Raw genomic sequence first — 15,745 nt, 5'->3', positions numbered from 1 at the left:
TTTCTTTTCTTTATAATTCTTTGAAATCAAGTAAAGGAATCAGCAATTCTGACTCTTCCTTTTCTGGAGTTTCTCCATTGTCGATCCAGCATTGTTCCTTATTGAATATAACCGGAGAAAGCGGGTGTCTTTTTGTCTCTCCATATCCTAACGTGAGATGGCTGTCGCTCAATATCATATGTGCGTTCGTGCCCCCGAATCCAAAAGAACTGATTCCGGCTCTCAAAACCCCTTTTCTGGGACGCCATTCTTTTAAAGACGTGTTCGGAAAGAATGGCGACTGATCAAATTTAAAACGCGGATTTGGCGTTTTACAATGTAATGTCGGCGGGAGCATCTGATTTTTTATGGATAAGGCAACCTTTATAATACTCGCTATCCCCGCTGCGCTCATTAAATGTCCGAAATTCGTTTTTACGCTGCCTACTCCGCAAAATTGCGTTTCTTCCGTAACCTCCCGGAACACTTCAGTCAGCGCTTTTAATTCAATCGGATCTCCTATCATCGTACCGGTGCCATGCGTCTCGACATAACTGAGAGTATCTGCATCAATTCCGCCTTTTTTCAGGGCTTTTTTTATCACTGCGCTTTGCGCTTTCGGATTAGGTGTTGTCATTCCCATTGTCTGTCCGTCATTATTAACCGCGGATGAGTCAATTACCGCGTAAATTCTGTCACCTTCGGCAAGGGCGTCATCAAGTCTTTTCAAAAGGACTGCGCCGCATCCTTCTCCCGGTACAAATCCATCTGCCTTCTCATCAAATGTATGACATTTTCCTTCAGGTGAAAGCGCCCGAGCCTCACTCAGCATGACGTAAGGCTTTTGATCCAGCAAAATGTCAACCCCGCCCGCAATCGCCATATCTGACTCTTTTGACATCAGGCTTTGACAAGCGAGATGGACGCTGACCAATGAGGAAGAACATGCCGTGTCTACAACCAGATTCGGTCCTTTCAGATTAAAAAAGTGTGAGATATGCGCGCCTATGAAATTTTGTCCTATACCCACGATCGTATTTTTTGAAGGGGAACCTATTTTGGACATAAACGTCCCGGTGCGCGAACCGATGAAGACGCCGACTTCTTTGTTTGATACTTCTTCTTTTGTATAGCCGCCGTCTCTTAATGTCTGGACGCTGACCTCAAGGCATTTTTTGATTAACGGATCAAGCTCTGATGCCTCACTTTTGTTCATATTAAAAAACGCGGGATCGAAAGACTCAATATCTTGAAGAAATCCGCCCCACTTACTGATACTTTTTCCTTTTTCATAGGTGTCAGAGTAGTATGAAGAAATATCCCATCGCGACGCCGGGACTTCACGGACACTATTTTGTCCTTTCTTCAAATTTCTCCAGAATGTTTCTGTGTCCGGAGCATCCGGAAACTCACAGCCCATTCCGATAATAGCGATTTGATTCAGACTGGTTGGTTGCATTTGAGATCCGCTGTCCCGTACTTCGGGAGCATTTTGATTTATATGTTGCTCTTTTTTCCGACCCTCAATGTTTTCTGAATCAATTTGAGGACTGATCCCCTCACTTGCAAATAATTCGTTTAAATAGACGCCCAGTTGTGAAAAACTCGGATACTCCAGAAAAGCCGAAGGTTCAATTTTTATTTGAAATGCATCTTCCGCTTTTTTGACAAGCTGAACCAGTAAGATTGAATCAACTCCGTAATCCGCAAAAGACGTATCCTGATCTAAATTCCCGTAAGGTATTTTCAGCTCCGCGGAAAAAATCTCCATTAACTTCCTGATCATAGCTTCATTGTCTCCATCACCAGAGACCACTTTTTCCTCAGCATCCAGGTTATTTTTAGCCGCTTGAATTCTTGTCTGAAGCAGCTGCTGCAGCTTGAATTTCTCCTGATGTGTCTTTGCCGGTATAAGGCATGGATATCCGTTTATCGTCATGATTTCATCCAGCATGGAAATACCTGTTTCTGTTGAGTGTGAAAGTAAACCGAGTGCCTGATATGATGGACTTGTCACCTCGCCCATTCCAATGTCCTTCCAGCTCGGCCAGTTAATTGATTGATAATATGTTCTGCCGGCTGCATGCTGATACGCTGCAAAGTAATCCATAAAAGCGTTCGCCGCGGCATAGTCACTTGTTCCGGCGCCTAATAAAGGAAAAGCGCTCGCAACAGATGAAAACAAAATGAAGAAATCAAGTTCGTCATCAATAAAAATGTCATGAAGTACCTGCATCCCCTGCACCTTTGGCTCAAATACTTCTCTTATTTCTTTATCAGATTTATGAATAAAAGCCGGATTCGAATGATTGGCTGCACCAGCGCAATGAATCACCCCGCCGATTTTGCCGAACTTCATTCTCACCTCTGAAAAGAAGCGATGTAATTTTTCTTTTTCCGTGAGCGGCCCGGAATACACTTCCACCTGAACTCCCTTTTGATCCAACTCATGCAGCAGTTGTAATTTCGAATAAAGAGGTGACTTTTCATCGGTGTCTTCTAACATGCCGGCTATTTTATCAGATTCCGGAAGGTCGGTTACTCCCATCAGCACAAGTTTTTTGACTCCCTTGCCGGCATAATGTCTGGCAAGTTCTGCTCCGATCCCTCTTGTTCCCCCTGTAATAACCAAGGTTTGATCCGTACGGCAGACCGGCAGACCGGATAGGTTCCGGTTTATTTCCGCCGCATGTAATTTCTCGACGTATGGAATATAACGTTCACCGTTCCGGTAGCAGATTTCACTATACAGCCCGTCAGCGCAAGCTTCATCTGTGATTACCTGTCTCAGTTCCGCCGCAGTCCCGACATGCCCGTCTACATCTATTGTTTTTGATTTTATCTTTTGATACTCTGCGCTCAGCATTTTATATAGTCCGGCTGTTTCGGCTCCGGCTAACGACGGCTTGTCATTCAGAAATGTCTGCAGCCCTCTTGTCACATGTAAAACGAAAAGCTGTTTACGTGTCTTTATGATTTCCTGCAGCAGTGTCAGCTTCCCGATTGTGCCGGTGCGTGCCCCGTTTTGATTACTCCGCAAATCTGACAGGTCAATCATGCCGATGATTTCCGGATTTTCTTCTATGACTGCTAGAGCCGTTTTTTTGGCTTCCCCATCCGAATGATCCCAGTTATCTGCGCAAATGACAGCGGGTTCAATCAGAGGATCTGAATCAAACAATTCGAATGCAAGCCGCTCACTTTCACTATTAGCCAGGATCATCACCTGTCCTTTCGTAAAAGCGGAAGGCGCAGCCTTTTGTTTTTTCCACGATTTTTTTAATACATCAAATGATAAGTCAGTCGGTGCATGGGGCAGACTCTGCGGTACACCTGTTTTCTGTTTCTGTGCTGCTTTTGCGGCAGGCACCCAATATCTGTTCCGTTCAAAAGGGTATGCAGGAAGAGAAATAAGCTTCGGTAATTCCGCAGTGTACATCTCTTCCCATTCAACGTCTCCTCCGTTCACCCAGTGAATGGCCATATCTCTTGCATTTTCAAAGTGAGCGGCTGACAGGGCATTCTTTTGACCGGCGCCTCGGCGGGCGTTTCCCCTATATAAACCGTTTAACTTATGATCTGACCGCAAATACATCGTCAGCTTATCGCGAAGATCGTCAATGCTGCTAACCTCAACAGCGAGCCGCTCTTCCATAGCGTTTCTCCCGGTCTGCGAGGTGTACGCGGCATCAGCTAGTGACGTTTTTGGCTCCAGTTCTTTTATATATGCATCAATCAAGAGTCTGAGCCGTTCTTCATTTTTGGCAGAAAGCAGAATAATTTGCGCCTTGTTGCTCTGTACCGTTTCCATCTTTTCTTCATTCTTATACTCTTCGATGATAATGTGGGCATTAGATCCTCCAGCGCCGAACGAACTGATGCCCGACCTTCTTGCTTGATTTTGCGGCGTCTTCCAATCAGTCAGTTCAGACTGCACGTAAAACGGTGTTTCCTCAAAATCAATATTAGGATTTAAGTTATCGGAATGAAGGGAAGGAGCAAGCTGTTTATACTTCATTTGCATCAGCACTTTTGTGATAGAAGCAATTCCAGCCGCGGCCTCTAGGTGTCCGATATTTGACTTAACCGAACCAATTGCACAACGATAATCGCTTTTCGAGCTGTGCAAAGCTTTGGTTAAACCTGAAATTTCAATCGGGTCTCCCAAAGATGTCCCGGTGCCATGCGCTTCAATATAACTTATGCTGTCTGCATCAATCCCCGCCTTATCAAGAGTTTCACTGATGACGTTTGCCTGCTCGCCCGGATTTGGCACAGTGTATCCGTTTGTTTTCCCGCCGTGATTTACAGATGTTCCCTTAATCACACCGTAAATCCTGTCCCCGTCAGCCTTTGCGGCAGAAAGCGATTTCAAAAGAACGGCCCCGACTCCTTCTCCCGGCACATATCCGTCTCCTCCCGCTCCAAAGCTTCTGCAGCGCCCATCGCTTGAAACAAAATGATTTTGAGAAAGTAAAGTATATTTATCCGGGTGTAAGGATAAATTCACTCCTCCGGCTATGGCGAGGGTGGATTCTCCCCTTTTTAAACTTTCACATGCAAAATGAACAGCAGAAAGTGAAGAAGAACACATTGTATCAATTGCAAGGCTGGGTCCGTGCAGGTCAAAGAAATATGACACCCGGTTTGCGATAGACGAATAAGAAGACAAGAGCGCCTGACGCCCCTCATCATCTGAAGCACCGGCTGCAAATAACTGATAGTGGCTGTAGGTGACGCCGACAAATACCCCTGTCTTATGCCGTTTCAACTTTTTCTTTGTGTAACCCGCATCTTCAAACGTGTGCCATGCTGTCTCTAAAAATAACCGTTCCTGAGGATCAATTAACTCGGCATCACGAGGCGAAATTGAGAAGAACAGCGGATCGAATTTATCAGCGTCTTTTATAAAACCTCCCCATTTGCTGTCATGACGGGCATTGCCACCTGTGTGATAATATTTCCGAAAATCCCAGCGCTCTTTCGGTATTTCCGTTATACAATCTTTTCCGGAAGAAATATTTTCCCAAAACTGTTCCACATCCTTCGCCATCGGGTAGCGGCCGGCTATACCGATAATTGCAATATCTTCCTCGGAAGGTGCGGATGGTATGCGGGAAACGGAAAGCTTCTCCCGTTTCGCCGGCGCCGAATGATCAATTCGCTGTTCGGCTGCCGGTAAAAACGCCTTCTTCAACTCATGTTGATAGTGTTCAAGAAAATACTCTGACAGCTCTTCAACACTGCTGTATTCAAAGAAAAGAGTCTTAGACACTCTTCCAAAATACTTTTCCAGACGGGAGTTAAGACCTAAAATCGTTAGAGAATCAATTCCGTAACGGTCAAATGTATCCTCGGGTAAAATGCTGTCCGCCGGTCTTCCCGTTTCCGCACCGACAATCTCTGTCAATAGACGGACCGTTTGCTTTTTCAGATCTTTTTCATTTAATTGCGGCAGACTGTTGTTTTCAGGCACAGTCTCTATCTTTTTATGGTCAGTTGAAAGTAATTCACTTATTCTATCTTTGTCTCCGCTGATAACAGCCAGCTGAGAAGCAGAACGGCTCATACTGTCCTGAAAAGCGGCAAGCCCTGCTTGGGCAGATAAAAGTTCCAGCCCCGTGTGTCTTAAAGCCTGCAGCTCTGCCGGACCAACTGTCATATTCCCCGCATCCCATAAAGGCCAATTAATAGAGAGTGTTTTCCCGGGACGTCCTTTCATGCTTCGATACTGGGTGAATCCGTCCATACATCCGTTAGCGAAGGCGTAGTCGCTCTGACCCGCATTAGGCAGAACGGCCGAAAGGGATGAAAACATAACGAAGAAATCAAGAGGCTCTTCTTCAGCTGCTTTATCCAGCCAAACGGTTCCGAATACTTTAGGCGCTATAACTTCTTCTATGCTTTCTTTCGCTTTTTTTATGATAAATGCATCCTTAACAAGTCCGGCACTGTGCAAAATTCCGTTTAATTCTCCGAATGTCTGCTTAATGTGCTTAATTAACGCGTCCGCCTCTTTTTCCTTTGAAATATCTGCCGGGACATATAAGGCTTCAGCGCCGAGATTTTCAAGAGCGCTCAATTTTTGCGCCGTTTCACGGGATGCCGGGGAACGCCCGGTTAATACCAGCTTGACTTCTGCCTGTTTCGCCAAATATTCCGCAAACAGATACCCGAGACCGCCGGCTCCTCCCGTAATTAAATACACACCGTTCTTTTTTACACTGAAACTATGTTTCTCCCCATCTTCTTTTTTTACTCTTTTAAGCTGCCTTTTATAATAATGCCTCGGCTCATAACAGGTAAAGTGGTCCGTCTTGCATTGATTGTTCCATTCAAAAGAGATGACATCTGCAATATGCTGCTTTGTAAACGGCTCGTCAAACATTGATTTCAGCTCTGCAGCCTTACATGTGAAATTCGGGTTTTCGGCCTGTACGGTCTTAAGAAAACTTTCAACCGCGTTATAAATGGGCTGAACCTCGCCCTCGGTATTTTCATACAGATACAAAATTTCTGCTTTCGGACAAAGTTTGTTCGCCATGAAGGCCTGAAACATTTGAAACAAGGAAAAAAGACTTTTATTGAGCTGCTTTCTCATTGCATCTTCTGTATTTTTGAAGAGCCCGGCAGCTAAAAAATGAATAATATGGCGGGGTCTTATATTTTGAGAACGCAAAACCCCGCATAACGCATCATAATCCTCATCTTTTGCAAAGTTCATTTTAAAACGACCGTTCCGGCAATCTTCGAAACGCTCGCCGGAAGTCACGTAAATGAAAGGCGCCTCATAACCTTCAAGCTGTCTCTTCATTACGGTATACATGCTGTCGTCTTTGCAAAAAAATAAAATTGGCTCTTTCGTATTCGGGAATTTTTCACTGCCTTTAAATTCATGTCTATCCCATACCATTTCATATAGATGGGTTTTCCCCAAGCTCTTAATTAATTCCAGCCCTTCTTCACGCGTCAGGCTGCCTTCTTTCACCTTTTTCACGATTTGCTCAATTTGCATCGTTTTTTCATTCATGGAAAAGCAACTCCTCTATCAGCTCTGACGTCTCTTTCGTATTCATCTCACCTGTTTGTGCTTTTTCAAGAAGCGACATGATTTCTCCATCTGCTGTATCTTTATTTGAGTTGTGAAGCTCAGTGTTCGAGAAAGCCTCAGCCTTCTGCGCTTCATCTTTATTTAAATGAATCCAATGTCTGTTCTTGCTGAAAGGATAAAGAGGAAGAGACAGTTTAACCGGTTTGAGTTCCTCCTCATACAAGTCTTCCCAGCTGATTTCACAACCGATCGTCCACAACTGAGCCAGTTTGGCCGGCTTGTTTTGCTGAATCAGTGATTGAACATACGCATGACCTTCGGGGCCGCCGAATAAAGGAGCGTACAGACTATCAAAATCCGTTACATTTCCTTCATAAACACCTTGCAGCCTGCTCCCCTGAATGTAACCGTTTAATTTTTCAAGAAGATCTCCGATATTCGAGCAAGTGATCGCAAGGCGGCATTCAAATGGTTCCCTTCCGGTTTGCAGCGTATATGCTATTTCTTCAAGACCGATTCCGGACTTTTCTCTAAAATTGCCGTTATACGGTTTATCAGCTGATCGATCCCGGACGCTGCTGATATAGCGGCACAGCTCGCTCAGGGTCATTAATTCCTGAAATATGTCTAGTGATATTTCTGTGCCGTACATTTGGTTTATATAAGAGATTAATTCGGAATAAGCCAACGGATCAAATCCGAATTCCGAAAGAGGTGTCTTTGCATCTATATTTGCGGTATCTAAACGCAGGATACCCGCTGCCGCTTCCCGAACCGCCTCTTGCACATCACGTTCCTGCACCTCTTGCTGACTGAATTGAACTGATAGTTCTTCATGTAAAAACGTTGTTAACTCTTTGGCTTTAACCATCAGCCTTTCCTTTGTTTTGGCCGATAGAACAATGATTTGATCCCGCTCGGCAGTTACTGCTTTATCTTGGCCGTATTCAAATTCTTCCACGATGACATGAGCATTTGCCCCGCCGAATCCAAAAGAACTGACTCCGGCACGGCGCGGAATTTCATTTCCTTTTCGATCTTTTAATCTGGCCCACTTCATAGTTTTATTGACAATATGAAACGGTGTTCCGCTTAATTGAATGTAAGGGTTCAGTTCCTTAACATGTAGTGTGGCAGGCAATGTTTTATACTTCATGGATAGTAATACTTTAATCAGCCCCGGCATTCCAGAGGCGGGCTCTAAATGACCGATATTCGTTTTTACTGAACCGATGCCGCAATATTGGACATGATTCTTTCCTGGATGCGGCTCAAAAGATCCAAACGCTTTTTTCAAGCCTTCAATCTCAATCGGATCTCCCAGTTCTGTTCCGGTTCCGTGTGCTTCAATATAAGATATCGTATCAACAGGAATATCGGCATTTTTGTAAACAGACGTTATTAGTTCAGCCTGAGCTTCCGGGTTCGGAGCGGTCAATGAAGCAGATCTTCCTCCGTGATTTTCTCCGGTTCCTCTCAGGACTCCGTAAATATTGTCTCTGTCATTCATTGCCGCTTGCAATGGTTTCAATAACAGAACAGCTGCACCTTCACCGCGGACATAACCGTCGGCAAGTTTATCAAACGTCTTACATCGGCCGTCCCTAGACAAAATACCGAGTTTATCGGTATACATATGAGTGACTGGATCTAAGAGCAGCGAAACCCCGCCTGCTACCGCCAGCTCACTTTCACCATTTTGAATCGAGCGCACAGCTCTGTGGATTGCTACAAGACTGCTTGAGCAGGCTGTATCAATGGACTCACTCGGACCTCTGAAATTAAAATAGTGGGATACACGATTGCTGATGAGCGCCTGGCTGTTTCCGGTTCCCGCAAACGCATGCGCCCCGTCCGAATGCCTCATCAGCAGCTGGCGGTAATCATTAAATTGAATGCCCGTAAACACCCCGATATGTTTGCCTGACAGCTTTGAAGCTTTGTAACCCGCATCTTCTATCGCTTTCCAGGTTTCCTGCAAATAAATTCTGTGCTGAGGATCCATGAGTTCTGCTTCCCGCGGATTAATATTGAAGAACGCCTCATCAAATTTATCGGCATCTGTGATAAAGCCGCCCCATTTCGAATGTACTTCGCTGCTTCCTTTGCCTTCGGCGTATTTTTTCCAATCCCAGCGATCCGGGGGAATTTCCTGAATTGAATCTTTTTCATTGATTAAATTGATCCAAAACTCATCTGCATTTTTTGCTCCCGGAAAAACACAACTCATCCCGATAATGGCAACCGGCTGCTTCTCCGGATGATGGTCAGCCTGTCTTGCTGTCTTTTTTTCAAACGGAAAACTTCGCGGCGGCTTCACGGTTTTCCCTGCGGTTTTCCCGGCGTGCACTTTCCTTTTTTCAGAAATGTTTTTTTCTGCATCTGTATTCCCTTTTGTAACAGTACGCAGTTCACTGCTTAGAAATTCTGAAAGAGACTTTATATGGCTGTAAGTAAAGAAAACGGCAGGTGTCAGCTTAAGCTTGTATTTTTTATTCAGTCTGACAGCTAATGTTTTCAAACTGATAGAATCAAAGCCGAGATTGCCGAAATTCTCTGCCGTATCCAGCTGTTCAATGTTAATTTTCAATAATTCCGACACCATTTGCTTCAGTTCTTCAAGGACATTGTCTGCAGAATCCGGTCCTGTATAAGAACTTTCCTCTTGACGAACCGGAAGCGTATTTACTTTTTGATGCGGCAGATCTTTTTTTGCTGGTGTTGTTCCGGCATCCCCGGTAACAACCGAAATTTGCGGACAGTCACTTGCCAAAATTGTCTCAAAAGCCGCTATCCCTTCTTCCGTTTCCAAATAATCAAACCCGGATGCGGAAAGATATGCGTCTTCAGCTTCTTTGTTTAAATGCATTCCGCCTTTACGCCACAACGGCCAGTTAATCGAAATGCTCTTGCCTTGTCTCTCTTGCCGGCGGCTCTGTTCGGATCTCCAATTTATATATTGATCTTGAAAATAATTGCCCAACGCATAGTTAACCTGTCCAAAATCTCCGAAGACCGAAGAAATAGAAGAAAATACGATAAAGAAATCAAGCGGCTCATCTTTCGTTAATTCATCTAAGCATACCGTTCCTTCAATTTTAGCAGTCATGCCTTCCGTAAAATCAGTCAGATTCATCTCTGTAAATAACCGATCATCGGCATGACCAGCTGAATGAATAACGCCTTGAAGGGAGCCCCAAGTCCGTTTCGTTTCTTCTATGACCCGTCCCATCGTCTTTTGATCTGCGGCATCAGCTTGATAATATACCGCATCCCCTCCAAGCGCCTGCAGCCGGTCAATGTTATGGCGTTTATCAGCTGTTAACGGTGACCTTCCCGTCAATACCAATTTTGCTTGATACTGAGAGGCTAAATATTTTGCGAAAATCAGGCCCAGACCGCCCAAACCGCCCGTTATGAGGTAAATCCCTTTCTGTTTCAGCTGATGAGAGTGCTCTGTATGATTGAATACATACTCCTTTAGTGTCTTAACATACCTCTTGTCATTTATATATTTAACTTCTTCCGCCTGCCGTTCCACGCCTGAAACCATTTCGTTAAGACAAAATTCAGCCATTTTTTCAATTGATATACGTTCTGAAAAACCGATTGACTTCACATTCTCTGCGGATGGCACCAACATATTTGCCGTTTTTAAACAGCCTGCAAGAGCGCCCGTATACGGATCATTCAAGCCTTCTTTAAAAGAGTGAACAAGAAGCAGAGAGTGCAGATAAAGAGAGGCATCATTGCGGGCGCTCAGGGCTTTTAATAAATAAAAAATTGATTCCAGGCCGCTGAGAAGGCGGTCACCCGCGTAAAATGTTTCTCCCGTGTGCAAGATGACATCAGGAGAAAACCCCTTTTTCTCCAATTCTTCGAATAAACGAATATAATCTGACGTCACTTCCGGGTTTATACAGTATGTCAGCAGATTTTGATCGGTCTGCCACTGATCCGGCGTGACGAGAATGACACGGCTGTCTGATTGATTTTTCAGAGCTCCAGCCAATGCTTCATCTTTTGCAAAAACCAGAATTGTTTTTGGCTCCCTATCTTTCATTTCAATCAGAGGGTTTTTTTGATCCCACTTATGCTCATAAAAACGTACATTTTTATTAGGCTTTTCGCCAAAAACCAGCCCGCTCAGTTCCATCAAAATCCCGCCGGCATTGTCTAGTACATACACATCATAAGCCGAATCGCTTTCTTCAGTTTGTTCTGCATATACATAAACGGGTTCAGTCTCATGATCAAAAATCGTACATTCTTTAATATTTTCCGGGAGCTCTCCGGCATTTTCCCCCGCAAGGTATATGACGGCTTGATATGCGCTCTCAATCACTTCCGGTTTGATTATGCACCCTTTCGGCCCGGCCTTTGCTTTTATCTTTAAAAGCACCTGTCCGTTCCTGCTGACGCAGTGCTCTGCCGCTTTCAGACTGTCACTGCAGCTGTATCCGAATTCGGCAAGCCGCTGATAAAACGCTTCGTACGGTATCCGGTCTGCACGCTGAGACAGAAACGGCTCAAGATGAATATTTCCGTTCTCGTACGCCCCGTCTTCTAATTCGATCCGCCCTGAGGAATAAATGGATGAGTCGCTCTGTTTTTCTATAGAATACGATGCACCCTGATTATCCGGGGTTAATACAATCTGGATCTGCTCATTGCTTTCGCTTTGTAATATCGGTTCTCTAAAGGAGAGCTCAGTTAATTTAATAACCGGATTTCCTGAAGCCATCGCTCCGGCAGCCCTCGCCATTTCAATCTGGCTGAGAAACGGAAACATTTCCTTGTCTTGATACTTTGTTTTTATATACAAATCGGTATTGCTTACATTGATAAGAAACTTCTGTGCTTTAAAATCAGATATATTGCATGAAATGTAAGGATGCAGATCGTTATTAATGTTCATCCGGCGGCTTCCCGTATTTTGCGCATCTATTCTGCATAGCTCTTTGGCAAATGGATATCCGGGTGCTGATACCCGTCTCAAAGTGACATCTTTATAAAGTGACGGCCAATCTACTCCGTTACCGCCAACCCAGTATTCAGCTATCTTCACAAGATCCCTGTTTGCGGCTGCTTCTTCAATTTCAGCTATGTTCATCCTTTGAGCTTCTGTTGTGTCTTTGCCGCTTGTAAAAATATGATCCCTCGCGTTTCCGAGAATGTAGTCTGTCAGTCCTTTAAGCAATTCATCTCTTGTGGAGGCGATAACAGCCAATCTGTGCGGCATTTCTTCTCTCCCGGTTTGTAAAGTAAATGCTGTATTTCTAAGTGTTTCTAATGAATAATCTCTGGCTGCTATTTGTTCTTTTGCGCGTTTTGCATATTCTGCCAGCCTGTCGGCATTTTTTGCAGAAAAAACAAATAAAAGCTGTTCAGGTTCTTCAGCCGCGAGAGGAGAGATAGCTTCATCCGCAAATTCTTCTAAAATAACATGGGCATTAGCTCCTCCTGCCCCGAAAGAACTGATTCCGGCACGCCTGGGAACGGATGACTCCCATTTTTCGGCTCTGTCCGGTACATAAAAAGGTGTTTTTTGAAACGGTATATTTTCATTCAATTCAGCAGAATGAGTCAGTGACGGAACAATCGTTTTATGTTTCATTTGAAGAATAACTTTCGTAATGCCCGCTATGCCTGCAGCAGCCTCAAGATGTCCGATATTTGATTTAACCGACCCGATCGCGCATGTCTTCTTATCGCGTTCGGCACCTGAAAATGCTTTGGTCAGACCGGTGATTTCAATCGGATCTCCTAACGCGGTGCCTGTTCCGTGAGCTTCTATATAGCTGATGCTTTTTGGATCAATAAATCCTTTTTTTAAGGCTCTCGCAATGACCTCACTTTGAGCTTTTGGATTCGGCACGGTATATCCATTCGTCTTAGCACCGTGGTTGATCGCTGTTGCCTTAATAACTGAATAAATCTGATCACCGTCGGCAATAGCCTTTTTTACCGGTTTCAGCAGCACGGCACCTGTCCCTTCTCCCGGCACATAGCCGTCTCCTCCTGAACCAAAGCTTCTGCACCGGCCATCACTGGATAAAAATCCTCCTTGAGTCAAGAGTTCGTATTTATGAGGATGAATGGATAAATTGACGCCTCCTGCAATTGCAATTTCACATTCATTCCTGATTAAACTTTCACAGGCAAAATGAACAGCCGTTAATGATGAGGAACACATCGTGTCCAAAGCAATACTTGGCCCGCTGAAATTAAAGAAGTAGGATACCCGGTTTGCGATTGATGCATATGAGGAAGAAACGGCCGCTTCGTGACCAACGCTGTACAGCTGATATTGGCCGTACATAACCCCTGCAAAAACGCCGACGTTTTTTCTTTCAAGCGTTTTCTTTGCGTACCCGGCATCTTCTATGGTGTGCCAAACCGTCTCTAAAAACAGTCTCTCCTGCGGATCAATTAATTCAGCTTCGGCAGGAGAAATATTAAAGAACAACGGATCAAAATGATACACATCGTCAATAAATCCCCCCCATTTGCTTTGGTTTTTTACTTCGTCGCCCGCCGCAGGCTGATAGTGCAGCCTCGAATCCCACCGATCCTCAGGTATCTCAGTTATACAGTCTTTACCGTTCAATAAGTTTTCCCACAGAGTATCAAGATCATTTGCCATCGGGTAACGTCCGCTGATACCGATAATAGCAATATCATTGTCATGATACTTCTCCTGCTGCACCTGATTTTTCATCTGGATTTTCTGTTTCCCGTTAACATCGGCTGTCTGTTTATTATCTTTTTTCTTCTGAGATGGGGTGCCGCTCCCGTTTTCTCCTAACCGGAGTTTATGAAGAAGAGTATCCCTGTGCTCCTCAACGAAATACTGTGACAATTCTGCCGCAGTCTGATATTCGAATAACAGCGTTTTTGAGAGCGCGCCGAAATATTTTTCAAGCTCATTCGTCATATTGATAATCATAACGGAATCAAGTCCGTATTTTTCCAATGCCTCTTCTGCATCTATTTTGTCCGCAGGCATCCTGAATTCTGCAGCAATTATTTTTATGATAAAATCAGATGTTTCAGCTGTCAGTTTCTCTGAATCAAATGATTCGATATTTCTCCCTGTTCCTTCATCTGCCTGAATATTGTCTTTTCGTTCATATAATTGATGAACATGATTGTCAATTTGCTCATCTCCGTAAAATACAGTAAATTGCGAAAAACCGGAGGACAATGCGACGGCAAACGCTTTTTTACCTTCTTCTTTTTCTAAAGGATAAAAACCCGCCTTTTTCATTGTCTCTACCGTTCGCTCATCCACTTGCATGCCGACTTCTTTCCACAGCGGCCAGTTCAGAGAGAGAGAAATCGTATCAGAATGCTGGGCAGAACGCATATTCATAAAATGATCCATATAGCTGTTTCCAAACGCGTAATCAGATTGCCCGACATTTCCCAACACTGCGGAAGTAGAGGAGAAGCAAATGAAAAAGTCAGGATTTTCTTTCTCAACAGCATCATTCAGCCACATCGTACCCAATACTTTCGGTCTGATTACCTGATCGAATTCCTCTCGTGACTTGTTAAGAAGGAAAGAGTCCCGGATGATTCCCGCGCCCTGAATGACCCCGTTTACTTTTCCATAAGAAGTTTTGGCTTTTTTGACTACATATTCGGCTTCTTCCTTATTGGTAATATCAGCCTGAACATAAACAGCTGAAGAACCGGCATCCTCCAATCGCCTCAGCTGTTTTCTTATATGGTCTGAAAGCGGAGATCTTCCTGTTAAAACAAGGCAGCATTTTGTTTGAAAAGCCAAATATTCTGCAAAGGTAAATCCTAATCCGCCCGCGCCTCCCGCGATAATATATACTCCATTTTCTCTCAGCGGCACATCTCCGCTTCCGGAATTTTTTTCGGGTTCATACGTTTTAAGCTGTTTGACGTAACGCTGCATGTCTTTATAACGGATCTCTACATCTGAAGGCTGGAAATCACTCAGCTCATTGCGTATGATATCAGCTGCGTGAACGGCTGCTATTGACTGCTCCATTTCAATGCTTTTTGCTGAGATTAACGGATTTTCCAGCTGCAATGTCCGCAAAAATCCGCTTGCCGCCGCGTAAAGAGGCTGTTCTCCGGAAAGATGCGAAAAATATCCATATAACAGCTTGATCGGTTTGCGGCAGTTATTTTTGAAGAGCGCCTGTTGTAATAAAAACAAAGAATAGACTCCGCTGTCGCATTGTTCACGAATCGCTCTCTCTGTTTTTTCAAACGGCATGTCTGACCATAAATGCACCGCTTCCCGTATATCTGACTTTTCTTCTTCTATAAGCCATCCTAACAGATCTATGTAATCTTTTTCAGAGCGGGGGTCGATTTCAAATACACCGTCCCCGGTTTTTCGAAACTCTTTCCCCGGCTTAACCAAAATAACCCTTGTATCATGCAATGCAGCAAGTTCTTTACTCACATCTTCATTTTTATCAAATAATAAAAGGCTGCCCTCACGCCGGCCGCCTTTTACATGAATGCTGAGATCTGTCCGCTGCCAGACCGTCTGATAATATATCGCCTGTCCGTTAACCCCTGCGGAATGAAAACCAAGCTGCTGTATCCGCTTTACTCCTTCTTCCAAAGAAATGTTGCCGCTTTCTATGTCAGAAAGTACTTTTTTTCTAATATGACGGGCTTCTTTCATAAAAATCTTCATCCCCTTTACAAATGGCACTTCCGCAA

At 44.2% G+C, this 15,745-nt stretch carries 2 protein-coding genes; both read right to left on the bottom strand.

Annotated elements, in window-relative coordinates; all coding sequences use genetic code 11:
* Window positions 1-10 precede the first annotated feature (10 nt).
* Window positions 11-7,009 carry an SDR family NAD(P)-dependent oxidoreductase gene (locus ACWJJX_RS02900; RefSeq protein WP_454022720.1) on the bottom strand — a complete coding sequence of 2,333 codons (6,999 nt, stop codon included), beginning with the start codon at window positions 7,007-7,009 and terminating at the stop codon, window positions 11-13.
* Window positions 7,002-15,707, bottom strand: coding sequence for an SDR family NAD(P)-dependent oxidoreductase (locus ACWJJX_RS02895; protein ID WP_454022719.1), 8,706 nt, complete (start codon window positions 15,705-15,707; stop codon window positions 7,002-7,004). The genes ACWJJX_RS02900 and ACWJJX_RS02895 overlap by 8 nt, the downstream gene beginning before the upstream one ends.
* Window positions 15,708-15,745: the final 38 nt, after the last annotated feature.

Source organism: Bacillus sp. YH3-2-B2, from assembly GCF_053663335.1.
Note: the sequence above shows the minus strand (reverse complement) of the source record. Positions and strands in the feature narration are given on the sequence as shown.